This is a genomic window from Mycobacterium paraense, assembly GCF_002101815.1.
Taxonomy (GTDB): domain Bacteria; phylum Actinomycetota; class Actinomycetes; order Mycobacteriales; family Mycobacteriaceae; genus Mycobacterium; species Mycobacterium paraense.
The window spans coordinates 1-25,569 of sequence record NZ_LQPM01000001.1; the positions used below are offsets into that span (position 1 = coordinate 1).

Annotated in this window: 24 protein-coding genes and 1 pseudogene; 9 read left to right on the forward strand and 16 right to left on the reverse strand. The window is 69.1% G+C overall.

Annotation, left to right across the window (positions count from 1 at the left end):
- The 3 genes from AWB89_RS00005 to AWB89_RS00015 form a co-directional block, all read right to left on the reverse strand.
- Positions 1-1,346: PE family protein (locus tag AWB89_RS00005; protein ID WP_142282383.1), on the reverse strand; the 1,346-nt coding region annotated here is incomplete at its 3' end.
- A gap of 150 nt (positions 1,347-1,496) precedes the next feature.
- Positions 1,497-1,784, reverse strand: coding sequence for a hypothetical protein (locus AWB89_RS00010; RefSeq protein ID WP_068233727.1), 288 nt, complete (start codon positions 1,782-1,784; stop codon positions 1,497-1,499).
- A gap of 89 nt (positions 1,785-1,873) precedes the next feature.
- Positions 1,874-3,316, reverse strand: a complete 1,443-nt coding sequence (locus tag AWB89_RS00015; protein WP_139830446.1) for a DUF4185 domain-containing protein — start codon at positions 3,314-3,316, stop codon at positions 1,874-1,876.
- A 342-nt stretch (positions 3,317-3,658) separates the two neighbouring features.
- Between AWB89_RS00015 and AWB89_RS00020 the strand changes: the two genes are divergently transcribed.
- The 4 genes from AWB89_RS00020 (at position 3,659) to AWB89_RS00035 (ending at position 8,538) form a co-directional block, all read left to right on the forward strand.
- On the forward strand, positions 3,659-5,080 hold the full coding sequence (locus AWB89_RS00020) for an MFS transporter (protein WP_277621908.1): 1,422 nt from the start codon (positions 3,659-3,661) through the stop codon (positions 5,078-5,080).
- A gap of 229 nt (positions 5,081-5,309) precedes the next feature.
- On the forward strand, positions 5,310-6,536 hold the full coding sequence (locus AWB89_RS00025; RefSeq protein ID WP_085171065.1) for an acetyl-CoA acetyltransferase: 1,227 nt from the start codon (positions 5,310-5,312) through the stop codon (positions 6,534-6,536).
- A gap of 2 nt (positions 6,537-6,538) precedes the next feature.
- Positions 6,539-8,053: a carotenoid oxygenase family protein gene (locus AWB89_RS00030; protein ID WP_085171066.1), complete on the forward strand. Its 1,515-nt coding sequence runs from the start codon at positions 6,539-6,541 to the stop codon at positions 8,051-8,053.
- Between the two features lie 2 nt (positions 8,054-8,055).
- Positions 8,056-8,538 carry a VOC family protein gene (locus AWB89_RS00035; protein WP_085171067.1) on the forward strand — a complete coding sequence of 161 codons (483 nt, stop codon included), beginning with the start codon at positions 8,056-8,058 and terminating at the stop codon, positions 8,536-8,538.
- 4 nt (positions 8,539-8,542) lie between these two features.
- Here AWB89_RS00035 and AWB89_RS00040 read toward each other — a convergent pair whose 3' ends face one another.
- From AWB89_RS00040 to AWB89_RS00065, 6 genes are all read right to left on the reverse strand, one after another.
- Entirely contained in the window at positions 8,543-8,971 is a 429-nt protein-coding gene (locus AWB89_RS00040; protein WP_085171068.1) for a hypothetical protein, read from the reverse strand.
- A gap of 55 nt (positions 8,972-9,026) precedes the next feature.
- Positions 9,027-9,800: a VOC family protein gene (locus AWB89_RS00045; protein WP_085171069.1), complete on the reverse strand. Its 774-nt coding sequence runs from the start codon at positions 9,798-9,800 to the stop codon at positions 9,027-9,029.
- A 91-nt stretch (positions 9,801-9,891) separates the two neighbouring features.
- Positions 9,892-10,365, reverse strand: coding sequence for a type II toxin-antitoxin system Rv0910 family toxin (locus AWB89_RS00050; RefSeq protein WP_085093438.1), 474 nt, complete (start codon positions 10,363-10,365; stop codon positions 9,892-9,894).
- A gap of 4 nt (positions 10,366-10,369) precedes the next feature.
- A complete protein-coding gene (locus AWB89_RS00055) occupies positions 10,370-10,558 on the reverse strand; it encodes an antitoxin (protein WP_085093436.1) in 189 nt (62 codons plus the stop codon).
- Between the two features lie 35 nt (positions 10,559-10,593).
- Positions 10,594-12,987, reverse strand: a complete 2,394-nt coding sequence (locus AWB89_RS00060; RefSeq protein WP_085171070.1) for a cation-translocating P-type ATPase — start codon at positions 12,985-12,987, stop codon at positions 10,594-10,596.
- Complete coding sequence (locus AWB89_RS00065) at positions 12,984-14,567, reverse strand: serine hydrolase (protein ID WP_085171071.1); 1,584 nt, start codon at positions 14,565-14,567, stop codon at positions 12,984-12,986. The genes AWB89_RS00060 and AWB89_RS00065 overlap by 4 nt, the downstream gene beginning before the upstream one ends.
- Positions 14,568-14,803: 236 nt before the next feature.
- Here AWB89_RS00065 and AWB89_RS00070 point away from each other — a divergent pair, with 236 nt between their 5' ends.
- A complete protein-coding gene (locus tag AWB89_RS00070; protein WP_085171072.1) occupies positions 14,804-15,352 on the forward strand; it encodes a hypothetical protein in 549 nt (182 codons plus the stop codon).
- A gap of 1 nt (position 15,353) precedes the next feature.
- Here AWB89_RS00070 and AWB89_RS00075 read toward each other — a convergent pair whose 3' ends face one another.
- Both AWB89_RS00075 and AWB89_RS00080 read right to left on the reverse strand, forming a co-directional pair.
- Positions 15,354-16,472: an MBL fold metallo-hydrolase gene (locus AWB89_RS00075; protein WP_085171073.1), complete on the reverse strand. Its 1,119-nt coding sequence runs from the start codon at positions 16,470-16,472 to the stop codon at positions 15,354-15,356.
- Positions 16,473-16,477: 5 nt separating this feature from the next.
- Positions 16,478-17,212, reverse strand: a complete 735-nt coding sequence (locus AWB89_RS00080; RefSeq protein WP_085171074.1) for an enoyl-CoA hydratase — start codon at positions 17,210-17,212, stop codon at positions 16,478-16,480.
- A 26-nt stretch (positions 17,213-17,238) separates the two neighbouring features.
- Between AWB89_RS00080 and AWB89_RS00085 the strand changes: the two genes are divergently transcribed.
- Complete coding sequence (locus AWB89_RS00085) at positions 17,239-18,720, forward strand: acetyl-coenzyme A carboxylase carboxyl transferase subunits beta/alpha (protein ID WP_085171120.1); 1,482 nt, start codon at positions 17,239-17,241, stop codon at positions 18,718-18,720.
- Here AWB89_RS00085 and AWB89_RS00090 read toward each other — a convergent pair.
- Positions 18,717-19,280, reverse strand: coding sequence for a TetR/AcrR family transcriptional regulator (locus tag AWB89_RS00090; RefSeq protein ID WP_085093422.1), 564 nt, complete (start codon positions 19,278-19,280; stop codon positions 18,717-18,719). The genes AWB89_RS00085 and AWB89_RS00090 overlap by 4 nt on opposite strands.
- A 99-nt stretch (positions 19,281-19,379) precedes the next feature.
- Here AWB89_RS00090 and AWB89_RS00095 point away from each other — a divergent pair, with 99 nt between their 5' ends.
- The 3 genes from AWB89_RS00095 (at position 19,380) to AWB89_RS00105 (ending at position 22,703) form a co-directional block, all read left to right on the forward strand.
- A complete protein-coding gene (locus AWB89_RS00095) occupies positions 19,380-20,519 on the forward strand; it encodes an FAD-dependent monooxygenase (protein WP_085171075.1) in 1,140 nt (379 codons plus the stop codon).
- Positions 20,520-20,626: 107 nt separating this feature from the next.
- Entirely contained in the window at positions 20,627-21,337 is a 711-nt protein-coding gene (gene prrA, locus AWB89_RS00100; protein WP_139830445.1) for a two-component system response regulator PrrA, read from the forward strand.
- Positions 21,338-21,362: 25 nt separating this feature from the next.
- Positions 21,363-22,703: a HAMP domain-containing sensor histidine kinase gene (locus AWB89_RS00105; protein WP_085093418.1), complete on the forward strand. Its 1,341-nt coding sequence runs from the start codon at positions 21,363-21,365 to the stop codon at positions 22,701-22,703.
- A gap of 73 nt (positions 22,704-22,776) precedes the next feature.
- Here the strand turns inward: AWB89_RS00105 and arfC (AWB89_RS28530) are convergent, their stop codons facing one another.
- The 4 genes and pseudogenes from arfC (AWB89_RS28530) to arfA all read right to left on the reverse strand — a co-directional run bounded on the left by arfC (AWB89_RS28530) (position 22,777) and on the right by arfA (position 25,510).
- On the reverse strand, positions 22,777-24,285 hold the full coding sequence (gene arfC, locus AWB89_RS28530; protein WP_443677811.1) for a channel accessory protein ArfC, sunset domain variant: 1,509 nt from the start codon (positions 24,283-24,285) through the stop codon (positions 22,777-22,779).
- A gap of 6 nt (positions 24,286-24,291) precedes the next feature.
- Positions 24,292-24,378 (reverse strand): annotated as a pseudogene (gene arfC / locus AWB89_RS28535) (channel accessory protein ArfC); the annotation flags it as partial.
- Positions 24,375-24,527: a channel accessory protein ArfB gene (arfB, locus tag AWB89_RS27445; protein WP_169716573.1), complete on the reverse strand. Its 153-nt coding sequence runs from the start codon at positions 24,525-24,527 to the stop codon at positions 24,375-24,377. The gene arfB and the pseudogene arfC (AWB89_RS28535), both read right to left, overlap by 4 nt.
- A gap of 11 nt (positions 24,528-24,538) precedes the next feature.
- On the reverse strand, positions 24,539-25,510 hold the full coding sequence (gene arfA / locus AWB89_RS00115; RefSeq protein WP_372515136.1) for a channel-forming protein ArfA/OmpATb: 972 nt from the start codon (positions 25,508-25,510) through the stop codon (positions 24,539-24,541).
- Between the last annotated feature and the right edge of the window lie 59 nt (positions 25,511-25,569).

The window sequence follows — 25,569 nt, forward strand, 5'->3', positions numbered from 1 at the left end:
CCCCCGCCGCCCGCGGCCACGAGACTGCCGGCGGTGCCGCCCCCGGCGAAGCCGTTGGCGCCGCCAGCGCCGCCGCCGACACCCTGGCCTGCCGTGCCTGTGCCGCCGCCGGCCCCAAACCCATTGGCCGCCGACTCGCCGCCGCCGCCACCACCTCCACCCGCACCGCCGACGGCGCCTACGGCGCCGCCGCCTTGGCCGCCGCGGCCGCCGCCCGAGATGACGTCGCTGCCAACGTTGACCATCTCGACAGTGCCGCCGGCACCTCCGACGCCGCCCGCACCGCCGGCGCCCCCGCCGGTGCTGTCGCCGCCTTCTCCCCCGCCGCCACCGCCACCGCCGCCAATAGCGGTACCGGCGGTGCCGGTGTTGGTCAGGAGGCCGCCACCGCCGGCGCCGCCGTTGCCACCGACGCCGCCGACGGCTCCGTCACCGCCGTTGCCGCCGCTGCCACCATGGCCCCCAAGGACATTGAGGTTGCTGCCGAACACGTCGTTGGCCCCACCGACACCACCGGTGCCGCCGGCGCCACCGTTGCCGTCGGCCCCGCCCTGGCCCCCGAACAATTCCGCGGCCTGGCCGCCGACCCCGCCGCTGCCGCCGAGGCCACCGTTGCCGCCGTTGGTGGCGGCGGTCGTGGGGCTCAAGGTGTCCCCGCCGGCTCCGCCGGTCCCACCGATGCCGCCGGCACCACCGGCTCCGCCACCGCCCAGGAACAGTCCGCCGCGGCCGCCGGCCCCGCCGTTGCCTCCGTTACCGCCGGCGCCGCCGTTGGCGTGGGTCGCGGCAGAGCCCGCAGTGCCGGGGGTGCCGTTGCCGCCGTCCCCGCCACGGCCGCCGTTGCCGAAGAAGAAGGCGTTACCGCCTTTGCCACCGGGCTGTCCGGGCGCCCCGGATCCGCCATTGCCGCCGTTACCCCAAAAAATGCCACCCGGCCCGCCCGGCTGCCCGGTCCCAGGCGCCCCGTTCGTGCCGTTGCCGATCAACGGGGTCCCAAACAATGCGTCAGTGGGCGCATTGATCACTCCGCGCACGTCTTGCCAAACGGTCTGCAACGGCGAGACGTTGGCCGCCTCGGTGGCCGTATAGGCGCCCCCCGCGCTGTTCAGCGCCTGGACAAACTGGGCATGAAACGCCGCTTCCTGCGCAGCGAGCGCCTGAAAATCCTGGCCGTGGTCGGAGAACAGCGCCGCAATCGCCGCCGACACCTCATCTCTACCGGCGGCCAGAAGCCCCGTCGTCGCGGCCGCCGCCGCGACGTTGGCTGCGGTGAGCTTCGAGCTGATACCGGCCAAATCCGTTGCCGCCGAGGTCATTATCTCCGGCGCCGCGATCACATAGGACATGTCGGCCCACCTGCCTAGCGAGCCCCCTGGTTGTCACCTGGCTCGGCGGTCCTCCACCGTCAGAACAAGAAGGATTCTAGGCCTGCCGGTCCCAAAGCACACCCACTGCGATCGCTCAAATCGGTGATCTCGGGGTGCGCCGCGGCCGCACTATCCTTCGGCCGAGTCGGCCGCCGCGATCAACGCGCCCGCCAGCTTCCGCGCTTCGGCCGGCGTGATGATCGGGGTGTCCGGGCAGTCGATGATGATCTCGCGCAACGCGTGCCCGTCCGCGTATTGCAGGCCGATCACCGATACCACGACGTCGGCGCGTCGGCCGTCGTTGGTGGTGTGCTTGATTTTCCATTCGGGGCCATCGAATGCCCGGAAGCCCCCTTCGAGGTAGTCCCATTCGTCGACGCAGGTCGCCCGGGCGGGTGGGGCAAGGTTGGGTTTCATGGCTAGATCCTTTCCACGATTCCCCCCGCGGGCACGAGTAGTCCACTACGTCAATCGACCGCGCCTGGCGCCGGACGGCGCGAAGGCGGCTACGGCAACACGGTATGCATCAGCATCACGTCGTAGGCCGACCACAGCGACAGGTTGAAGTACAGATCCCGCCCCGACGACCAGGGGTGGATCATCGGCGCGTAGATGCCGCCGGGCATCGAGAATGCCGACACCAGCGGTTGCTCCCCGCTCCACGGTCCCGTGGGCGTCGGCGCGGTCCGCGCCACCACGTCATTGCTGCCGCCGTTGGTATACAGCACCAGGTACTGCTTGAGGTAGCTGTTGTACTGGGCCGACATCTCACCCACGGGTCCGGGCCACAGCGGCGTCGCCGCCCCCGGATTGGCCGCGACCCAGTGTCCGCCGTTGTCGCCGTTCCAGTACTGGTACTTGCTCAGGTCCGGAAGGTAGTTCGGGGGAACCCGCGACAGAAACGTCGCGCCGCCGCGCCCCGACGGCGTGCCGAACTGGTAGAGGTAGCCGTCGTTGCCCTTCATGAAGGCGCCCATCTGGAAGTTCTCGTTCCCGGGCGTGAACCCCATCCCCGGGATGGCATCGGGCGAGGCGGTGCGGATGGTGCTCGGGAAGATCCCCCAGTTCTGGCCGTTGTCAACGGATCTCGCGATCGCCGAGTAGTTCGTGCTCCATTCCCCGTCGCGACCCCACTGCCTGATGGACATGTAGCTCATGTACTGGGTCCGCCCCAGGGAGATGGCGGCGGTCGGAATGATGCCCGTCTCGTGCGTGGCCTTGTGGATGGTGTTGACGACCTGCTTGGAAAGGCCGGTGGTCCACACCGGCGAGCCGGAGTATCGGTCGTTGGGCACGCCGTCGGAGATGTGGATTCCGTGCGAGAGGTCGCGGTCCGAACTGCGGAACAGCACGTTGTAGCGCCATTGCTGACCGTGCACCTTGCAGTAGCCGAAGGTGTCACCGAACGCCATCAGGACCTGGCGGTTGGCGGGATCGCCGTTGTCCCAAGCGATCCCGAGGTCGGTCCCGGATATGCCGAAGCGTTGCAGGGTCTTGTTGGGGCCGTCGGTTCCGGTCACCCAGTCGACGAGCGACGTCGGGGCGCCCGCGATGTTCGCCGGAGGCGCCGCCGGTTCGGGCTGCGGCGGCACCGGCGCCGCGTTGGGCTGGAGCTGGTTGGCGTTCGGCGGCTGCGGGACGCCGGGCGCGGGCGGATTCGGCCCGGGCGGCGGCACCACCCCGGCTTGGGGTTGGATCGGCGCGGAGTACCGCTGGCCCCCGGCTCCCGGCTTGAGGAACGACGAGATCAGCGGACCCAGCTTCGGCAACGGCGCCTGGTCGTTCGCGTGCGAGGGCCTGCGCCCCGTCGGCGGTTGGACGACCGGCTGGGGCGCGGGCATCGCCGGCGGCGCGGCCGGCGGATCGACGTTGGCTTCCGGCGCGCTGCAGGGCGTCGCGTTCGCCGACGGTGCCGGGCCTATCGCCACGAAGAAACCGATGGCGGTCATCGACGCCACCGATAGCGATAGGACTCGAGGAATCGCCGTCAAGGTCACACCTTCCCAGGAGCAGGCCGTCGCATTGACGTCCGCAGTTGGCTCATGTGACGATAGTGATCAGCGTGGCTTCTGTGACCAGTGATGTGCTGATAGGTATCCATCCGTGACCGTGTCGCAACGCATCGGTTTCCCGCGACGAGGCCGACGGTTGTCGCTGTGAGGCGGGCACGGCGGCGCATCCTCGAGATCACCTCGGACCCGTGACGCCAAGGGGCGAAGCCGGCCCGGCCGCGGTACGCTCCCATCCGGCAGCACACCACGGTCGGCACCGCCAGACCAAGGAGGCATCCGGTGAGCGTCCCGAATCAGTTGCCGCCGGACCCATTCCAGCGGCCCGCTTTTCTTCGGCGTGTGGTTGCGGCGTCCATGGCCGGCACCGTCGTCGAATGGTATGAGTTCTTCCTGTACGGCACGGCCGCCACACTGGTGTTCAGCAAGGTGTTCTTTCCGCGCGGGGGCAACGAACTCGACGCCATCCTCGCCGCCTTCGTGACCTACGCCGTCGGCTTCGCTGCCCGCCCGCTGGGCGGCGTCGTCTTCGGCCACTTCGGCGACCGGTATGGGCGCAAGAAGCTGCTGCAGTTCAGCCTGCTGCTGGTGGGTGCCGCGACCGTCCTCATGGGCTGCCTGCCCTCGTTCGCGCAGATCGGCTACTGGGCCCCCACGCTGTTGGTGGTGCTGCGCTTCTTCCAGGGCTTCGCCGTCGGCGGCGAATGGGGCGGCGCCGTGCTGCTTGTCGCGGAGCACAGCCCGAAGCTCACCCGCGGTTTCTGGGCGAGCTGGCCGCAGGCGGCCGTGCCCGGGGGCAACATGCTGGCCACCGTCGTCCTGCTCGGCCTCACGTCGACGCTGTCGGACGCGGCGTTTCTGAGCTGGGGGTGGCGCGTCGCGTTCTGGTTGTCGGCGGTCGTCGTGCTGATCGGCTACTACATCCGCACGAAGGTGACGGACGCGCCCATCTTCCTCGCGGCCCAGCAGGAGGCCGAGCGCTCCAAGACGAGCCAGCTCGGCGTGGTCGAGGTATTAAAGCGTTATCCGCGTGGCGTTTTCACCGCGATGGGGCTGCGCTTCGGCGAGAACACGATGTACTACCTGGTGGTCACCTTCTCCATCACGTACCTCAAGGTGCAGGTGCACGCCAACACGAAGGTCATCCTGTGGTGGCTGCTGGCCGCCCACGCCGTGCACTTCGTGGTCATTCCGCTGGTCGGGCGCCTCAGCGACCGATTCGGCAGGCGCCCAATCTATTTCGTTGGCGCGCTCTGCGCCTGCACCTGGGGCTTCTTCGCCTTCCCGATGATGGACAGCCGGCAGAACGCGGTCATCATGACGGCGATCGTCATCGGTCTGGTGTTCCACGGCCTGATGTACGCGGTGCAGCCGGCGGCCATGGCGGAGATGTTCCCGACGCGGATGCGCTACTCCGGGGTGTCGCTCGGCTATCAGGTCACCTCCATCGTGGCCGGTTCGCTTGCGCCGATCATCGCCGTCCGGCTGCTCGAGACGTACAAGTCCTCGGTGCCCATCTCGTGGTACCTGGCGGGCACCGCGGCGGTGAGCGCGGTGGCCGCCCTGGCCGCCCGCGAGACCAAAGGCATCGACTTGGCGGCCGTGGACCTCGCCGACGCCGAAGCCCTCCGGGGCCGCGCGACCACAGCCGCGCCGCGCGCGGATGGACCGGAACCGACGGAGCTTGTCGAGGGCCCCGTTTAGCACTGGCGCCGCCCTGAACAGCGCAAAGGCGAATTGAACCAGTTCAGCAAGCATTCGTGGTTCCGCTATCCCGTTATTTCGTAATGTTTGTCAACCGCCCCGGGCGGTAATGATCCAAAAGAGGCGTGCGCGTCGGCCGGCCTTCGCGCCCGTCTAGGTCCCGTCGGTTCAGCCCGAGAGCCGACGGGGCCGCCCTCATTTTCGGGCCTCGCGGAGTAGCGTTCCGCGTATGGACGGCTCGGCGGGCGTGTGGATCCTGGGCGGCTACCAAAGCGATTTCGCCCGCAATCTCACCAGGGAAGGTCGCGACTTCGCCTCGTTGACCGCCGAGGTCGTCCAGGGCACGCTGGCCGCCGCGAAAATCCCCGCCGCTGACGTCGGCGTCGTTCACGTGGGCAACGCGTTCGGCGAGATGTTCGCGAGCCAGGGTCACCTCGGGGCGATGCCGGCGACGGTGTGCGACGAACTCTGGGACACGCCGGCCTCGCGGCACGAGGCTGCGTGCGCGTCGGGCAGCGTGGCGGCGCTGGCGGCGATGGCCGATCTGCGGTCGGGCGCCTACGACGCCGCGCTGGTGGTGGGTGTCGAACTGGAGAAGACGGTGCCCGGTGACACAGCCGCGCAGCACCTCGGCGCCGCCGCCTGGACCGGGCACGAAGGGGCCGGGGCGCGTTACCTGTGGCCGTCGATGTTCGCCGAGGTCGCCGAAGAGTACGACCGGCGCTACGGCTTGGACGACGCGCATCTGCGGGCCATCGCGCAGCTCAACTTCGCCAACGCGCGGCGCAACCCCAACGCCCAGACGCGCGGATGGACAGTTCCCGACCCGATCAGTGACGACGACGCGACCAACCCGATCACCGAAGGCCGGCTGCGCCGCCTCGACTGCAGCCAGATGACCGACGGCGGTGCGGGGTTGGTCCTGGTCAACGACGCGTATCTGCGCGACCACCCGAAGGCGCGCCCGATGGGCCGCATCGACGGCTGGGGTCACCGCACGGTCGGGTTGGGTCTGCGACAGAAGCTCGACCGTGCCGCCGACGATCCGTACGTGGTGCCCCATGTGCGGGCGGCGGTGCTCGATGCCCTGCGCCGCGCGCGGGCGACGCTCGACAACCTCGACGGGTTCGAGGTGCACGACTGCTTCACGCCCAGCGAGTACCTGGCCATCGACCACCTCGGGCTGACCGGCCCGGGCGAGTCGTGGAAGGCCATCGAAAACGGCGAGATCGAGATCGGCGGCCGGCTGCCCATCAACCCCAGCGGCGGACTGATCGGTGGCGGCCATCCCGTCGGGGCGTCCGGTGTGCGGATGCTGCTCGACGCGGCCAAGCAGGTCAGCGGCGGAGCCGGCGACTACCAGGTCGCCGACGCCAGGACGTTCGGCACCCTGAACTTCGGCGGCAGCACCGCCACCACCGTCAGCTTCGTCGTGAGTGCAACCGAAGGTTCGTAAGCATGGATGTTGAGATCGTCGGCAAGTTCCTGTCGACCCTGCCCGATGACGACGACCATCCCTACCGGACCGGCCCCTGGCGCCCCCAGACGACGGAGTGGGACGCCGACGACCTCACCGCCGTGGAGGGCGAAATCCCCCACGACCTGGACGGCATCTACCTGCGCAACACCGAGAACCCGCTGCACCCGGCGCTCAAGACCTATCACCCCTTCGACGGCGACGGCATGCTGCACGTGGTCGGATTCCGGGACGGAAAGGCCTTCTACCGCAACCGCTTTGTCCGCACGGACGGGTTCCTGGCGGAGAACGAGGCCGGCGAGCCGCTGTGGCCGGGCCTGGCCGAGGCGGTGCAACTGACCACACGGGAGGACGGTTGGGGCGCTCGCACCCGGATGAAGGACGCGTCGAGCACCGACGTGATCGTCCACCGCGGTATCGCGCTGACCAGCTTCTACCAGTGCGGCGACCTGTACCGGCTCGACCCGTACTCCGCCAACACCCTCGGCAAGGAGACCTGGAACGGTCGCTTCCCCACCGACTGGGGCGCGTCGGCGCACCCCAAGGTGGACGGCAAGACTGGCGAGTTGCTGTTCTTCAACTACAGCAAGCAAGAGCCCTACATGCGCTACGGCGTGGTCGACGAGAGCGACGAGCTGGCCCACTACGTCGACATCCCGCTGCCCGGGCCGCGGCTGCCGCACGACATGGCGTTCACCGAAAACTACGTGATACTCAACGATTTTCCGTTGTTCTGGGATCCGAGGCTGCTCGAGCACGACGTGCACCTGCCGCGCTTCTACCCCGACATTCCGTCGCGCTTCGCGGTGCTCCCCCGCCGCGGCTCGACGGACGACATCCGATGGTTCGAGGCGGACCCCACCTTCGTGCTGCACTTCGTCAACGCCTACGAGGACGGCGACGAGATCGTGCTCGACGGCTTCTTTGAAGGCGATCCGCAACCGCTGGACACCGGCGGAACCAAGTGGGACAAGCTCTTTCGCTTCCTGGCGCTGGATCGCCTGCAGGCCCGGCTGCACCGGTGGCGCTTCAACGTGGTGACCGGCGCGGTGAAGGAAGAGCAACTGTCGGAATCGATCACCGAGTTCGGCACCATCAATCCCGACTACGCGGCGCGCGATTACCGCTACACCTACGCCGCCACGGGCAGACCGGGCTGGTTCCTGTTCGACGGCCTGGTCAAACACGACCTGCTCACCGGGAACGAGGAAGGCGTCTCCTTCGGCGACGGTGTCTACGGCAGCGAGACCGCCATGGCGCCGCGGGTCGGCGCCACCGGCGAGGACGACGGCTACCTCGTCACGCTGACCACCGACATGAATGCCGATGCCTCCTACTGCGTGGTCTTCGACGCCGCCCGCATCGCCGACGGCCCGGTGTGCAAACTCCAACTCCCCGAACGCATTTCCAGCGGCACGCATTCGACGTGGGCGCCCGGCGACCAGCTGCGACGCTGGCACACGTCGGAGTCGGCGCCCAGCGGGCTGGGGCTGTGACGATGTATCCCGCATCCAACCATCGGGCCACCCACTGGCCCCCGCATCTGGCGCCGCTCGGCGCCCTGCGCTTCGCCCGCCGCTCGTCGAACTTCGAAGAAACAGTGGGGTTTTACCGTGAGCTGGTCGGGCTGCCGCTCTACGAAACGTTCGAGGCCAGCTACGGCAGCAACGGCACCATCTTCGGCATGCCCAGCTGGAACCTGACGCTGGAGATCGTCGAGTCGGTCGAGCCCGTCGCCGTCGACGCCGGTGAACAGCTGTGCCTGTACTTCCCCGATCGGGAGTCGCAGCAGGCCGCGATCGCGCGCCTGCGGGCGGCGGGGCTGGCCCCGGTCGAGCAGCACCCGTACTGGGAGGCGACGGGCGCGGTGACCTATCGCGACCCGGACGGCCGCGAAGTCGTCTTCGCGCCCTTCGTGTTCGGCGTCAACGAGCCCACCGACAGCGCCGGCTCGGGCAAGCACGAGTTCCCGTCGGCCTGAGGCGTCAGCGGTCCGCTGCGGCCAGCGCCGTGATCACCGCGATGACGGAGCACGCCACCGCAAATCCGGCGCCCACCGCGCCGACGTAGAGCCCGTACTCGGCCGACACCGGCGGGTTGACGTTGAGCTTGTAATACCACACCGTCAGCGCCACGATCAGCAGCGAAATCACCAGCGCCGCAACCGAAGCCAGCTTCACCGACAGGCCACGCCCCACCATCGCCCCGGCCACCAGCAGCGACGAGGACAGCAACACGATGAGCTGTCCCGCGCCGAAGCCTCGCGGCAGTTCCAGGTTCCCGTGCGTGCCCCCGATGGCGCTGGCCCAGCCGCCGCCGTTGACGGCTGTCGTCAACCACGGCATCCAGGCGCTCGCCGAAATCAGCAGGGCGAAAAACGCCACCAGCCAGCCAGGGCGCAGGCGGCGAGTCATGGTTGGGAGATTAGCTGACTCGCCGCCGCGCCGGTGTGACCAACGCCGGGGGGCGCTAGCTCTGCAGCGACGACAGGTTGAAGTTGACGCCCGTCGGGTCGGTCGCCGCCGCCAACCGGCCGTAGGGGGTGTCCTCGGCCGCCCGCACCACCGCGCCGCCGTTGTCGGCGATCACCCGCAGCGTCTTGTCGACATCCTCGGCGCCGAAGAAGATCGTCCAATTCGACGGGACGCCGTCCGGCAGGCAGCCCGCGCCATCCATCACGCCGAGCAATTGCTGGTCGCCGAACCACGCTGTGCTGTAACGGAATTCGTCGGTGTCGGAAACCGCCTCGGTGCGCCACCCGAACACCTCACGGTAGAAGTCGACCGCGGCCGCGAAGTCGCGGGTGGTGAGCTGGTGCCACACCGGGGAGCCGGCCTCCCCGATCACCTCGAAGCCGCGGTGCTCCAGCGGCTGCCACAGCCCGAAGAGCGCGCCCGACGGATCGGTCAGCAGGCCCATGTGGCCCTTCGCCGGTACCTCCATCGGGCCCATGCACGCCGCGCCACCCGCCGCGGCCGCCGTGGACACGGTCGCGTCGATGTCGGCGGTGTGGAGGTAGGTGACCCATCTGTCCGGCGAGCCGAACTCGGGCCGGTTGGCCATCAGGCCGGCGACCTGTTGGCCGTCCTTGGTGGCGTTGGTGTATCCGCCGTATTCGGGGCCGGCGGACTCGAACGTCCAGCCGAAGACCGTGCCGTAGAAGTCCTGGGCGCGGTCGAGGTCCGACGTCGTCAGATCGATCCAGCAGGGCGCGCCCAGCGGCGCGCTGTCACGGATGGGCACGATGACCTCTCCTTTGTCGTGTGTCCTGGCCCCGTTCGCGGGGTTCGCACATATCGACTGGCGCCGACGCGGAAACTCATCGGCCGGGAGGTCAGGCGCGGGCGCCGCCGTGGCCGTTCATGCCGGGATCGGGTGCCGTGAACACCCTGACGAAGTTGCGCAGCGATTGGTTGATGTCGCTGCGCAGCGCGGCGGCGACGATCATGCCGATCGGCCCGAACAGCGCCGGACCGCCCAGGTGCACGTCGAATCCGACGATGGAGCCTTCGTCGGTGGGCCGCACCTTGGCCATCAGCTTGACCTTGACGCCGCCGACGCCATCCCCGTTGAGGGTCATGCCTTCCGGTGGCTTGTAGCGCACGACCGTCCACTTGATGCGGTTGTACATGCCCTTGACCTCGACGATCGACTCGACGACCGTCCCCTTGTCGATGTCGTCGGGCAACGTGCTGCGCCACACCCGATGGATGGTCAGCCAGTCCTTGTACCGCGACAGGTCGGAGGCGTGCTTCCAGGCCACCTCGGGCGGCAGCGGTACGTCGATTGATCCGGATAGTTTCGCCATGCGCTCAGTTCTGCGGGTCGTTGTCGGCGGCGGAACCGGCCGCCTTCTTGGCCTGGTCCTGCACCTTGTGGATGGTGTCGGAGTACTTGCCCTGCGTCTTGTCGTCGACGAATTCGCCGGCCTTGTCGATCGCCATCTCGACCTTGTCCGCGTTTTGCGACAACAGGTCCTTCGCCTTGTCCAGGAATCCCATCTTCGTGTCCCTTCCCCGAGGATTCGCCCGGAATTTTACTTGGCGGCCGTCACCGGCTCGCGCCACAGCCGCGGCTGCACGCCCAGCATCCTGGCCCGGATCCACCACGTCGCCTCGATCGCGGCGGCGCCCAGCACCCCGATCCCCAGCGCGGCCGAGGTCACCGCCGGATTGGACGGGTCGAGCAGGAACTTCTGCTGGGCCAGCGGGAGGCTGAAGATCACCACGTACGCCAGGCCGGAGCAGACGACCAGCGCCACCCGCCACCACTCATACGGGCGGGCCGCCACCGCGAGCACCCACAGGCCGCTCACCAGCAACGTGATCAGCGCAGCGGTCGACGCCTGGTCCTGCTGCTGGAACGTGGCGTGGCGACCGTGATAGGCCAACAGGTAGGAGACGAACGTCGCGACGCCGACGACGAGTCCGGATGGCAGCGCCGAGGACAACACGCGCCGCACGAAGCCCGGGTAGGCGCGTTCGTTGTTGGGCGCCAAGGACAGGATGAACGACGGGATCCCGATGGTGAACCACGCCGCGATGGTGACGTGGATCGGCTGGAACGGGTACAGCAACGGGTCGGCGTGCAGGGGTTTGGCGAGCAGGCATTCGAAGCCCACCAGCAGCGCCAGCAGCACCGAGTACACCGTCTTGGTGAGGAACAGGGTGGCGACCCGCTCGATGTTGCCGATCACCCGCCGACCCTCGCCGACCACATACGGCAGCGTGGCAAACCTGTTGTCCAGCAAGACGATCTGCGCCACCGCGCGCGACGCCGGGCTGCCGGCTCCCATCGCGACACCGATGTCGGCGTCCTTGAGGGCCAGCACGTCGTTGACGCCGTCGCCGGTCATCGCGACGGTGTGGCCGTGCGATTGAAGGGCGCGCACGATGGCCCGCTTCTGGTCGGGCCGCACCCGGCCGAAGGTGGTGTGGTCGTCCAGCGCGTCGGCCAGCTCCGCCGGTTCGGTGGGCAATCGGCGCGCGTCGATCGCGTCGCCTCGCAACCCGAGCTTGCCCGCGACGGCGCCGACCGACACGGCGTTGTCGCCGGAGATCACCTTGACCGAAACATCCTGGGCCACAAAGTAGTCCAGTGTCGCGCGGGCGTCGGGGCGCACCTTCTGCTCGAGCACCACCAGCGCGACCGGCGTGACCCGCCCGGGCGCCGCCGGATCGTCCACCGCCGACTCGGAGCGGCCCAGCAGCAGGACCCGCAGCCCTTGCGCCCCGATCTCCTCCGCCCGCTCGGCTTCCGCCGACGCCGGATCGAGCAGCACGTCGGGCGCGCCGATCACCCAGTCGCCGTGCTCGCCGAAGGACACGCCGCTCCACTTGGTGGCCGATTTGAACGGCGCGGTGGCGGTGGGCGTCCACCCGGGTGGCCGGTCATACGTCGCGGCGATGGCCTGCATGCTCGCGTTGGGGCGGGCGTCCTGCGCGGCCAGCGCGGCCAGCGCGTCGGCGACCGCGTCGGGGTGCGCGGCGCCCAGCTCGATGACCTCGGCGACCCGCATGCCGCTTTCGGTGAGGGTGCCGGTCTTGTCGGCGCACACCACGTCGACGCGCGCCAGGCCCTCGATGGCGGGCAGTTCCTGCACCAGGCATTGGCGCTGCCCCAACCGGACGACCCCGACCGCGAACGCCACCGACGTCAGCAGGACCAGGCCCTCGGGCACCATGGGCACCAGCGCGCCGACCGTCCGCAGCACGGCCTGCCGCCAGCCGGCGTGCGTGGTGAAGAACTGCGTGTAGATCGTCAGCAGGCCGGCCGGCACCAACAGGTAGGTGACGAACTGCAGAATGCGGTTGATCCCGTTGCGCAGTTCGGATTTCACCAGGCTGAACTTCCTGGCCTCCTCGGCGAGCTTGGCGGCGTAGGCCTCCGGGCCGACCTTGGTGGCGCGGTAGGCGCCGATGCCGGTGACGACGAAGCTGCCCGACATCACCGCGTCGGCGGGGGCCTTGGCGATAGGGTCCGCTTCGCCGGTCAGCAGCGACTCGTCGACCTCGAGGTTCTCCCCCTCGACGAGCTCGCCGTCGACGACGACCTGATCCCCGGGGTCCAGTTCGATGATGTCGTCGAGCACGACCTCGCCGGGCAGCAGCGTTCGGGTGCCGGATTGCCTGCGCACCAACGGTTTCGCCTGCCCGACGATCGCGAGCTTGTCCAGCGTCTGCTTGGCTCGGATCTCCTGGACCATGCCGATCACGCTGTTGGCGACGATGAGCAGTCCGAACAGCCCGTTGATGACCGAGCCCGTGACCAGCACGATCGCCAGCAGCACGCCCAGGATCGCATTGATCCGGGTGAACACGTTGGCCCGGACGATCGCCGCGACGCTGCGGGTGGCCCGTTCCGGGACGGCGTTGCTCTGCCCCGCGGCTACCCGCTGTGCCACCTCGGCATCGGTCAGGCCCGCGATCATCGGGTGAAGGTTCCCAGCTTGTCGGAGTCGAAGTACTCCAGGTTCAGGGTGTTGCTCGCGAAGACGGCCTTGGAAAGGGTTCCGGGCGGGGCGTTTTCGTCGGTGATGGTGAAGGTGAACGTGTCACCGTCCCAGTGCGTCAGTGGGAAGGTCCGGTTTTTCGGGCCGAGCGACAGCTGCAGCGCGCCGCTTTGTTCGGTGACTACGGCCGGACGCCAGTAGTCGCTGGCGTAGACGCCGGCGTAGTCGCCGAGCGGTCTGGGCGGCGCGGGGTGGGGCGGGGGCTGCTTGCCGACCAGCGAGCCTTCCGGGTTGTTCATCCAGCCGATCGCCTGCCGGTAGAGGTCGGCCCAGTTCTCGCGAATCTCGCCGTACTGCACCAGATCCATGAACTGCGCGGTCAGCGTCTCCGGCACGCCGATGGGTGCGGCGTTCGTGAGCGCGATGATGCCCAGGTCCTCGGACGGCAGCACCACGAAGTTCGTCGCCTCGCCCAACGAGAAAGCGCCGGAATGGCTGTATTCCGTGCGGCCCGACGAGGCCACCGAGACGTTGAAGCCGTACCCGTAGAAGCCGGAGCGCGCCTTCGGTGTGGTCGCGGGAACCGAGACCACCTGCGCGGTGGTGGCGGGCAGCAGCGCCTCGGGTGACGCGATGCGCTGGCCCTGATAAGTCCCGTTGCCCAGCAACATGATCAGCCAGCGCGCCATGTCATTGACCGACGAGCTCACCCCGCCCGCGGCGGACTGGGGATCCGGGTCGCGCTGAAAGCGCGGCTCCCATTTGTCGCCCGCCTTGACGTGGTTGGCGGCGCGGTTGGGCCGGGCGAGGAAATCGGCGAAGCGCGAACTCGTGGCCGTCATGCCGAGCGGGCGGTACAGCGCCTCGTCGGAGAGGTCTTCCCAGGGCTTGCCCGCGGCGGCCGCCACCGCCTCGGCGGCGGCGGTCACACCGAAGTTGGTGTAGGCGTAGCTGTTTCGAAACGGTGCGAGCGGCAGGTACTTGAGGCGCTCGAGCACCTGCCGGCGGTCGTAGCCCAGATCCTCCAGCTTGTCACCGGCGTGGTCGGGCAAGCCGGAACGATGCGAATACAGATCGGCAATTGTCGCGTGGCCGGTGACATAGGGATCGCTCAGCGCGAACCACGGCAGCTTCGACACGACGGGCGTGTCCCAGGCGACGACGTTGCCGCTGACTTCGTGTGCCACCACCGTCGCGCCGACCGATTTCGACACCGACGCCAACTGGAAGACGGTGTCGGCGTCGACCCTGTTGTCCGGCGCGTCACCCTTGCTGGTATCCCGGACGCCAAAGCCCTTGGCATAGATGGGTTTTCCGCCGTGGACGATGGCCACGGCCATGCCGGGGATCCCGGTGCTCTTCATCAGGTCGGCGACCAGGCCGTCGACCTTCGCTACGGCATCGTCGATGCGCCCGGCGGGGATCTGGACGCCCGACACTTCGTTGGGCGGCGCGCCGGACGGAGCGGGCGGCGGCGCCGACACCGGCGGCGCGGGCCGGCATCCCGTCAGCGCGAGGACGGCCAGCGCCACAGCGGCGGTCGCCGCGCGTTTCCCCATGGCCGGACTCTAGCGCGGCGGCTACACGCGCCGCGGGCGGAGCGCGGCAACGACCCGGGCCGGGATGACAATCGATTTAACGTTCCCGACTCACCGCCGACACGACCCGGCGCCACATTATTCACAGGAAGGGCACGGAAAGGTATTTCGACATCGACAATCCCTACTGGGAGGCGGTCAAGGATCGCGTCGAGGCCGACAGTTTCCGGGGGAACCCGGTCGTCGGTGAATACCGTTTGGACCGAAGCGTCGAGGAGACCATCGCCCGCACCCCCAACCGGCAGCGGCTCGTCAAACAGTACTGCTGGACCATTCCGGACCCCGGAACCGTGGCGTTCGTGGCCGAGCACGCCACCGGTGGCCTGGTCGATCCGATCGCGGGCACGGGTTATTGGGCCTACCTGCTCGGGCAGCTGGGCGTCGATGTCGTCTGTTATGACCTGAACGCCGGGAGCGATCGGTGGCATGGCGACCGGTCCTACGCCGGGATCTGCGCGAAGGATTGCACGGAAGCGGTGGCACTGCACCCCGACAGGACGCTGTTTCTTTCGTGGCCGCCCCATGACGAGGACGTCGGCGCGCGCATCCTACGGGCATACCGAGGCGGTCGCGTGATCTACGCCGGCGACGCCCGGGGCGGCGCCACCGGCGATGATCAGATGCACCGCATACTCGAGATAGATTGGGCCACAGTCGATTCCCGTCAGCCTGTCCAATGGTGGGGCCAACACGACTGGGTGACCGTCTACGAGCGCAACCAGCCGGCCGAGCCGAACGGCTCGTGAATCAGAGCCGCCACCACGGGTTGAACCTGCGGGGCGCGGCGGGATCGATGCGTTGGCCAGGCACCGGCACCGCCACCTCCACGTGCGCGGGCTCGGCCGCCTTCAGCACCCGCTCGACCGGCTCGGCCCACGGGTGCGGGGCCAGCCGGAACGTCCCCCAGTGGATGGGGACCAGCAGCCCCGAGCCCGAGTCGGTCACGTCCAGGTGCGCCCGCACCGCCTCTTCGGGATTCATGTGGATGTCCGGCCATGCCGTGTTGTACGCCCCGATGGGCAGCAGGGTGAGGTCGAACGGGCCGTGGTCGGCCCCGATCTGCGCGAAGCTCTTGGTGTAGCCGGTGTCGCCGCCGAAATACGCGCGATGGCTCGGGCCCAGAAAGGCCCAGGAAGCCCAGAGGGTCGTATTGCGGTCGAAGAAGCGACCGGAAAAGTGCCGCGCCGGCATGCAAATCACGGTGAGCTCGTCGAGCTTGGCGCCCTGATGCCAGTCGAGTTCGACGATGCGGTGCTCGGGAATTCCCCACGCGCGCAGGTGGGCGCCGACCCCGAGCGGCACGAAAAATGGGGCCCGCTGGGTGTGTGCCAGCGCCATGACCGTGTCGATGTCGAGGTGGTCATAGTGGTCGTGGCTGATGACCACCGCATCGACGGCGGGTAGCCCCTCCAATTGCACCGGCGGCGGATGCAGCCGCTGCGGCCCGACGATGTCCGACGGCGAGCATCGGTCGCTCCAGACCGGATCGGTGAGCACGCGGTAACCGTCGATCTCCACCAGCGCCGTCGAGTGGCCGAACCAGCTGACGGCCAGCCTGCTGGCGGCGCCGTCGTAGATTTCCGGCGCCGCCAACGGGATCGGCCCTTTGGGCCGGCTGCCGCCTCGCCCGGCCAAGAGCTCCCACACGATGAGCCGCAACTCCTCGCGGTCCATCTTGTAGATCGAGGCGGGGTCGAGGTTGACGAACTCCCCGTCGGAGTAGTTGGGCGATGCCTCAGCAACGGCCCGGATCGCCGCCGGCGACGCGCCGAGCGCGGCCGGGGCGCCGTGCAGGGCGCGCACCAACCAACTGCCGGCCGCCAGCGAGGCCGTGCCGGCGGCCAGTCGTAGCGCCCCCCGCGGCATGACTGTCAGGCTCCCTGAAACTTCGGTGGTCGCTTTTCGATGCGCGCGACCTGCGCCTCGATGACGTCCTGGCTGGCCCACGCCCGGTCGAAGAGCTCCTTGTGCTCCGGCCACGCTTCCTGAATGGCGCCGTCGTCGTTGAGCACCCGCTTGGCGTGCTGGACCGCCAGCGGCGCCAGGCCCGCGACCTCGGCGGCCCAGGCCTGGGCGTCGGCCAGCGTCCCGATGCGGTTGACCATTCCCGTCTGCAGCGCCACCTCGGTGGTGAGCTTCTCCGCGGTCAGCAGCATCGCGCGGGCCCGTCCGTGACCGACCAGCGAGGACAGCCGACGGATGCTCCAGTTGTCCAGGGCCAGGCCGTATTTGGCGGTCGGAAACTGAAAGAACGCGTCCGGCGCGGCGACCCGCAGATCGCATTGCATGGCCAGTTGCAAACCGGCGCCGATGGCCGGGCCGTTGATGGCTCCGATCACCACGATGGGCGCCGCGTCCATGACCTTGTGCAGCTCGATGAGCCGGTCGGGATAGTCGGCGGCGAACGCGTCCCCGGACAGGTCCGCGCCGGCGCAGAACACGGTGCCCTGGCCGGTCAGCACGATCGCGCGGGTCGACCCGTCGTCGCCGGCCTTGGCGATGGCCTCCCGCAGTTCGTCGACGAGCTGGGAATTCAGGGCGTTGCGACGCTCGGGGCGCTGCAGCTCGATGGTCATAACGGCTTCGGTCTGGGTCACGCCGATCATTAACCCAGCCTATATAGCCTCGTTTGGTGACTCGCACCACGACCGGACAGCTGCTGGATGCCGTGCTCGACGAGGGCTCCTTCGTCAGCTGGGACACCGAGCCGATGGCGGTTCCCGTCTCGGATTCCTATGCGCGGGAGCTGGCCGACGCGCGCGCCGCCACCGGCCTGGACGAAGCGGTGCTCACCGGCGAGGGCCGCATATCCGGACGCCGCGTGGCGGTGGTGGTGTGTGAGTTCGACTTCCTCGGCGGCTCGATCGGGGTGGCCGCGGCCGAGCGGATCACCGCCGCCGTGGAGCGGGCGACCGCCGAGCGGCTGCCTCTGCTGGCCTCGCCGAGCTCCGGCGGCACCCGCATGCAGGAGGGCACGGTCGCGTTCCTGCAGATGGTCAAGATCGCGGCGGCCGTCACCCTGCACAAGCGCGCGCACCTGCCCTACCTGGTCTACCTGCGCCACCCGACCACCGGCGGGGTGTTCGCCTCCTGGGGGTCGCTGGGCCACATCACCGTCGCCGAGCCGGGCGCCCTGATCGGCTTTCTGGGGCCCCGGGTGTATGAGCTGCTTTACGGCGAACCCTTCCCGGCCGGCATTCAGACGGCGGAAAACCTGCAGCGCCACGGCGTGATCGACGGCGTCGTCCCGCTCGAGGACCTGCGCCGCACCGTGGATCGCGCGCTGCGGGTGATCGCCCACCCGCCCGAGCCGCTGCCCGGCCCGGAGCCCCCCGAGCCGACGCCCGAGGTGCCGGCGTGGGACTCCGTCGTGGCGTCCCGGCGGCCGGACCGGCCCGGTGTCGGCGCCCTGCTGCGGCACGGCGCCACCGACTGCGTGCTGCTGTCCGGCACGGGCCGCGGGGAGGCGGCGACCACGCTGCTGGCGCTGGCCCGCTTCAACGGCCAGCCCGCCGTGGTCCTCGGCCAGCAGCGCGTCACGGGCGGAATCGTCGGGCCCGCGGCGCTGCGCGAGGCCCGGCGCGGCATGGCCCTGGCCGCCGAACTGCGCCTGCCGCTGGTGCTGCTGATCGACGCCGCCGGACCGGCGCTGTCGGCCGAGGCCGAGGAGGGCGGGCTGGCCGGCCAGATCGCCCAGTGCGTCGCCGAGCTCGTCACGCTGGAGACGCCGACGGTGTCGGTCCTGTTGGGTCAGGGCAGCGGCGGACCGGCGCTGGCGATGGTGCCCGCCGACCGGGTGCTGGCGGCGCTGCACGGCTGGCTGGCGCCGCTGCCGCCGGAGGGGGCCAGCGCGATCGTCTTCCGCGACACCGCCCACGCGCCCGAACTTGCCGGCGCGCAAGGGATTCGGTCGGCCGACCTGCTGGCGTCGGGAATCGTCGACGCCATCGTGCCCGAGCATCCCGACGCCGCCGACGAGCCGGTCGAGTTCAGCCAACGGCTGTCGCGCGCCATCGCCGCCGAGGTACGGGCGCTGCGCGAGACGGCGCCGGCCGAGCGATTGGACGCGCGCCTGCGGCGCTACCGCGGCATCGGACTGCCCCGCGACGCTTAAGCCGCAGCGCCCTCGTCGGGCAGACCGAGGTAGCGCTGGATCGTCGGGCCGAGCCAGTCGACGATCTCGTCGCGCGTCATCTCGACGACCGGGGGCAGCCGTAACACGAAGCGGCACAGGGCCATACCGAGGATCTGGGTGGCGATCAGCCCGGCCCGCACACCGGACTGCCCGGCGGGCACCAGGGTGGCGACCAGCGGCTGCAGCTGGGCCCCGAAGATCTCCTGCATCCGTTGGGCGGCTTCGCCGTTGGTGGCGCTGGAGCGCAGCAGGATGACCAGCGCCTCGTCGCCCTCCCAGCGTTCGAGGAAGTGGCGAACCACCGATCGCCCGACCTGCGTCCGGTCGGCCGAGGCCAAGTCCGGAAATCTCAGGTCGAAGTCGGCCGCCGCTGCGAACAGCTTGTCCTTGCTGCCGTAGTAGCGCATCACCATCGCGGGGTCGACGCCAGCGTCGGCGGCGATGGCGCGGATGGTCGCGGCCTGGAACCCGGACGCGCCAAATCGCTCGCGGGCCGCCGTCAGGATGGCGGCCTTGGTTTCTTCGGACGATCTCCTCATGTCAACAATTGTAGGCCAACAACTGTTGACATTGCCGCACCGGCGCGCCAGCATGGAGTTATGCCAACAAGCGTTGACTTGAAACGAGAGGAGCCAACCATGAACGACACCGACGTCCTGGTGGTCGGCGCGGGACCCACCGGCCTCGCGCTAGGCGCTTCCCTGATTGCCCGCGGGATGCGCGCGGTCCTGGTGGACAGGCTGGCGGAGGGGCAGAACACCACCCGCGCGGCCGCGGTCAATGCCCGCACCCTCGAGGTGCTGGAGGATCTCGACGTGGCCCCGCGAATGGTCAAAGCGGGGCTGATCGCGCCGCGATTCACGATCCGGCAGGGCCGGCGCGTCCTGATGCCCGTCGACTTCAGCGAGTTGCCGACGAAGCATCCCTACACGCTGATGCTCTCGCAGGCCGACACCGAACGGCTGCTGTTGGAGCGCCTGCGCGAACTGGGCGGCGCGGTGATCCGGCCCAAGGCCTTGAGCCGCCTCGCCCAGGACGCCGACGGCGTCACCGCCACTTTCGACGACGGCGAGACCATCCGGGCCCGCTATGTCGTCGGGGCCGACGGCATGCACAGCACGGTCCGCGAACACGCCGGAATCGGTTTCAGCGGAGGCGAATTCGGCGAATCGTTCGCGCTCGCCGACGTCCGGCTGGCCGGGGAGGCGCCCCGCGCCGAGGTGATCCTGTTCTACGCCCGGGAGGGCCTGAACGTGCTGGCGCCGCTGCCCGGCGACATCTTCCGCATCGTCGCCCCGGTCGCGGACGCGCCGAAGGAACCGTCGGTGGAATTCGTCCAGGACCTGCTGGACACCCGGGGCTTCGGGCCCGGCGAGTTGAAGGTCACCGAGTTGCTGTGGGGCACGCGGTTTCACATCCACCACCGCGTCGCCGACAGCTACCGCGCGGGCCGGCTGCTGCTGGCCGGCGACGCCGCCCACGTGCACAGCCCCGCCGGCGGCCAGGGCATGAATCTCGGTATCGCCGACGCGATCTCGTTGGGCGGCGCGCTCGCGGAGGTCCTGCGCGGGGGTTCCGACGCCGCGCTGGACGCCTACGCCGCCGCGCAGCGCCAGCGGGCCGAGCAGGTCCTGAAACTGACCGGGCGGCTGACCCGCATCTCCACCCTGCCGCGCCCGCTGCGCCCGATCCGCAACTCGACAATGCTGCTGGCCGCGCGCGTCCCCGGCGTGCGACGGCAGCTCGCGGTGCAGCTGAGCGGCCTCGGGCGCCGTTGAGCGCGGCGAGTGGACGCAAAAGTCCCTAATCGGGGCCGCTTTAGGGGCTTTTGCGTCTGCCGGCGCCAAGTCGCGCCTCCCACCGCCGAAAGCAGCGATCCGGCACAATGGGCCGCATGGACACTGGTGCCACCTCGCCTCGGGTGTTGGTCGTCGACGATGACTCCGACGTGCTCGCCTCGCTGGAACGTGGCCTGCGCCTGTCCGGGTTCGAGGTGTCGACGGCGGTCGACGGCGCCGAGGCCTTGCGCAGCGCCACCGAGACGCGCCCGGACGCCATCGTGCTCGACATCAACATGCCCGTCCTGGACGGCGTCAGCGTCGTCACGGCGCTGCGGGCCATGGACAACGACGTGCCGGTCTGTGTGCTCAGCGCGCGCAGCTCGGTCGACGACCGGGTGGCGGGCCTGGAGGCGGGCGCCGACGACTACCTGGTCAAGCCGTTCGTGCTGGCCGAGCTGGTCGCACGGGTCAAGGCGCTGCTGCGCCGCCGCGGCGCCACCGCGACGTCGTCGTCGGAGACCATCACCGTCGGTCCCCTGGAGGTCGACATCCCCGGCCGTCGCGCGCGGGTGAACGGCGTCGACGTCGACCTGACCAAGCGGGAGTTCGACCTGCTGGCGGTGCTGGCCGAACACAAGACGGCGGTGCTGTCCCGCGCGCAGTTGTTGGAGCTGGTGTGGGGGTATGACTTCGCCGCCGACACCAACGTCGTCGACGTGTTCATCGGCTACCTGCGGCGCAAGCTGGAGGCAAACGGCGGCCCGCGGCTGCTGCACACCGTCCGCGGAGTCGGGTTCGTGCTGCGAATGCAGTAACCATGCACTGAACAGGTAGACCGTCATGAAGATCCTGTCGCGGATTTTCGCCCGTACGCCCTCACTGCGGACCCGGGTGGTGCTCGCGACGGCCATCGGCGCCGCGATTCCGGTGCTCATCGTCGGCGCGGTGGTCTGGGTCGGGATCACCAACGACCGCAAGGAACGCCTCGACCGACGGCTCGACGAGGCGGCCGGTTTCGCGATCCCCTTCCTGCCGCGCGGCCTCGACGAAATCCCACATTCGCCCAACGACCGCGACGCCATCATGACGATCCGCCGCGGCAACCTGGTCAAGTCGAATTCCGACGTCACGCTGCCCAAGCTGGACGTCGACTATGGCGACGCCTACGTCAACGGGGTGCGTTACCGGGTCCGGACGGTGGAAATTCCCGGGCCCGGGCCGAGTTCGCTGGCGGTCGGCGCGACGTACGACGCGACCATCGCCGAGACCAACAACCTGCACCGCCGGGTGATGCTGATCTGCGGATTCGCCATCGGCGCGGCCGCGGTGTTCGCGTGGCTTCTGGCCGTTTTCGCGGTGCGCCCGTTCAAACAGCTTGCCCAGCAGACCCGTTTGATCGACGCCGGAGACGAGGCGCCGCGCGTCGAAGTGCACGGCGCCAGCGAGGCCGTCGAGATCGCCGAGGCGATGCGGGGCATGCTGCAGCGGATCTGGGACGAGCAGAACCGGACCAAGGAGGCGCTCGAATCCGCACGCGACTTCGCGGCGGTGTCCTCCCACGAGCTGCGCACCCCGCTCACCGCGATGCGCACCAACCTCGAGGTGCTGTCCACCCTCGACCTGGCCGACGACCAGCGCAAGGAAGTGCTCAACGACGTCATCCGCACCCAGTCGCGCATCGAGGCCACCCTGAGCGCGCTGGAGCGATTGGCCCAGGGCCAGCTGTCCACCTCGGACGATCAGGTGCCCGTCGACATCACCGAGCTGCTGGACCGCGCCGCGCACGACGCCATGCGGGTCTACCCGGAACTCGAAGTGTCGCTGGTGCCTTCGCCGACGTGCATCATCGTGGGGCTGCCGGCCGGGTTGCGGCTCGCGGTCGACAACGCGATCGCCAACGCCGTCAAACACGGTGGCGCGACCCGGGTTCAGCTGTCGGCGGTCAGCTCGCGGGCCGGGGTGGAAATCGCGGTCGACGACAACGGCAGCGGCGTTCCGGAGGAAGAGCGACACGTGGTGTTCGAGCGGTTCTCGCGGGGGTCGACCGCCTCGCATTCCGGCTCGGGCCTGGGGCTGGCCCTGGTGGCCCAGCAGGCCCACCTGCACGGCGGGACGGCGTCGCTGGAGGACAGCCCATTGGGCGGCGCCCGGCTCCTGCTGCGCATCCCCGCGCCGAGTTAACGCTGCGCCGAGCGTCGAGTTGTTGCGCGAAATTACGCCATTCTGGCGCAACAACTCCGCGTTCGTCCGCGGGTTACTTCCTCGAGCTCTTCCGCCACGGCGTGAAACAGGCGCGCGCCGCGGACTCTTCGTCCTTGAACCAAACCTGGGCGACCGTCGGGTCGTAGGTCTCGTCTTCGGGCGTGTAGTACAGCCGGGTGTCCGAACGACCCTTCACCAGCCACCCCGCCGGTCCGCCGCCGTCCGGGGTGGCGCGGGCCGAGCCCGGGCCGTAGGGCTCATACGGCAGGACGGGCTTCCACGAGCTTGGTGACTCCGCGGCGGTCGGCAGCTTCTTCGGCGGCGGCCGCATGCCGGTGGGCGCCTTTTTCACCGGGCGCCCCTTGGCGCCCGGAGGCCGCTTGCCGGGTGGAATCTTCTTGCCCGGTGGGACTTTTCGCGGCGGCGCCTTCCGCATGCCCGGAACCCTGTTCGCCGGTGCGCCTTTGGCGGGCGGGCGCGCCTTCTTCGCCGGGGCCTTCTTCGGGGCCGGGCGTTCGGCCTTGGCTTCGTTGGCGGCCGCCCTCTTGGCCAGGAACCTCTTGATGAACGAGAACCTGGGCCTGGGGGGCTTTTTCGTCTCGGGAGTTGTCGCAGGCTCCTCCGGGACGGAAGGCTCCGCCGCCGCCACCGGTTCTTCCGCGTCGGAATGTCCCACGGCCGCCGACTCATTCGCCAGCTCATCGGCCGGCCGCTCATCCGCGCTGGAGAGCTCCGCCGCCGGCGGCTCTTGCTCGACTGGTGGCTCCGCAGCCGACGGCTCGTCCGCGACGGGAGCATCCGCGGCCGACGGCTCGGGCTCAACCGGAATGAATGTCGTCGGTTGTTCTTCCTCCGCGGGAAGATCCGCGACCGGCGGCTCGTCCGCGACGGGAGGCTCCGCGGCCGACGGCTCGGGCTCAACCGGAATGAATGTCGTCGGTTGTTCTTCCTCCGCATAGGGATCCGTGACCGGCGGTTCTTCCGCGACGGGTACCTCCGCGGCCGACGACTCGTCCACGACGGGAGCCTGCGCGGCCGGCGGCTCGGGCTCAACCGGAATGAATGTCGTCGGTTGTTCTTGCTCCGCGGGAAGCTCCGTGACCGGCGACTCTTCCGCGACGGGGACCTCAGCGGCCGGCGGTTCTTCCGCGACGGGTACCTCCGCGGCCGACGACTCGTCCACGACGGGAGCCCGCGCGGCCGGCGGCTCGGGCTCAGCCGGAATGAATGTCGTCGGTCGTTCACGCGTTGCGAGGAGGTCCAAGACCGGCGACGGCTCTTTCGCGACGCGAGGCTCCGCCATCGGCGGCTCCGGCTCCACCGGAATCGCCATCGTCGGCTGCTCCTCGACCGGAATCTTTGTCGTCGGCGGTTCTTCCTCGACCGGGATCTTCGTTGTCGGCGTTTCCTGTTCGACGGGGATCGTCGTCGTCAGCGGGTCGTCGTCGGCGGGGACATCGATCGCGAAGAACTCGTAGGGGGCCGGAATCCTCGTCGTCGGGGGCTCGTGCTCGATGTCCGCAGCGGCGGCCGACGCCCCCGCCGGCGCCGCCGCCGCCATCGAACGTTTGACGGGGCGCACCGTGAGCGCGAGCGTCAACACCAAACCCATCACGAACGACAGGCCGAAGAGCAACCAGTGCATGTGGCTCATCGCTCCCTGCCTATCCCGCGACCCGCCGAGGCGGCGGGGACTTCGTCAACGTCGACGCGTTTGTTCATGATGTTGGCGATCACCCGCGCAACGGCCGAGCCCGCCACGAAAGCGAGGAGGTACCACAACCACTGGATCACAAAATCCATGCCGGATCTCCTTAACTGACAACGATTTCGACGCGGCGGTTCTTGGCCCGGCCCTCCGCCGTGTCGTTGGACGCGACGGGGTTTGCCGAACCGAGGCCCTTAACGATCAGCTGAGGGCCTGCGACGCCATGGGCAACAAGGAAATCGGCGACCTTTTGAGCCCGCTGGGTGCTCAACGGAATGTTGATCGCCTCGACGCCCGAATTGTCGGCGTAGCCGTTGAGCGTCACATGCGCGGCCGGACACACCTTGAGCTTGTCCGACACCTGGGTCAGTATCGGCTCGTCGGCCGGGGTCAGGCTGACCCCGTCGTTTGCGAACGTAATCGGGCCACCGGTCACGGCGGTGATCGCCACCTGCAGATCGTTGCACTGCGCGGCGGCCGGCGCCGCACCCGGCGGGTTCTGCCCGCTGATCACCAACTTGTCAATGACGTTGAGATTGGACCAGATGCGCACCGCCTCGAGGTGGACGGTGTTGTTTTGGTCTTGCGATGCGGCGGTGCCCGCGAAGGTGATGGTGTCCCCGCTCACCGTGAGACTGAAATCGGGAATCGGGGCGCTGTCTTTGAAAAATGGTCCGGCTTTTGCGAAGTCGAGCGCGTCGATATTGGGATTGATGCGCATTTGATCAACGATGTTGGCGCCCGGCGGCAGCGCCCCATTAAGCGCCCTGAGCAACGCGGCTTTCGAGGAGTCGTCGGGGAAATCCCCGCTGACGGTAACGGTATTGCCGTTGCGGGTAATTGAGAGCGGCGCCAACGTCAGCTTCGGGGCGGCGGTCCTGCTCGTCGGCGCCGCACCGGCCGGGCCATGAGCGGATCGGGGTCGCTCGAACGCACCGTAACCGATTGCCGCAATCAGCAACGGAATAACCATGACAGCAATCATCCACGGAAGGCCGATCGAGTGCCGCTCTAATTCCGGATCCGGCTCCAAGTCGGTATCTGCGGGCGCATGCCGCAAATCCACCCCTAACCCCACCATTGCCCCCTTGGTCATTAGTCACCCGCACTTTCGTTTTGCAGGCGATATGCAGCCTA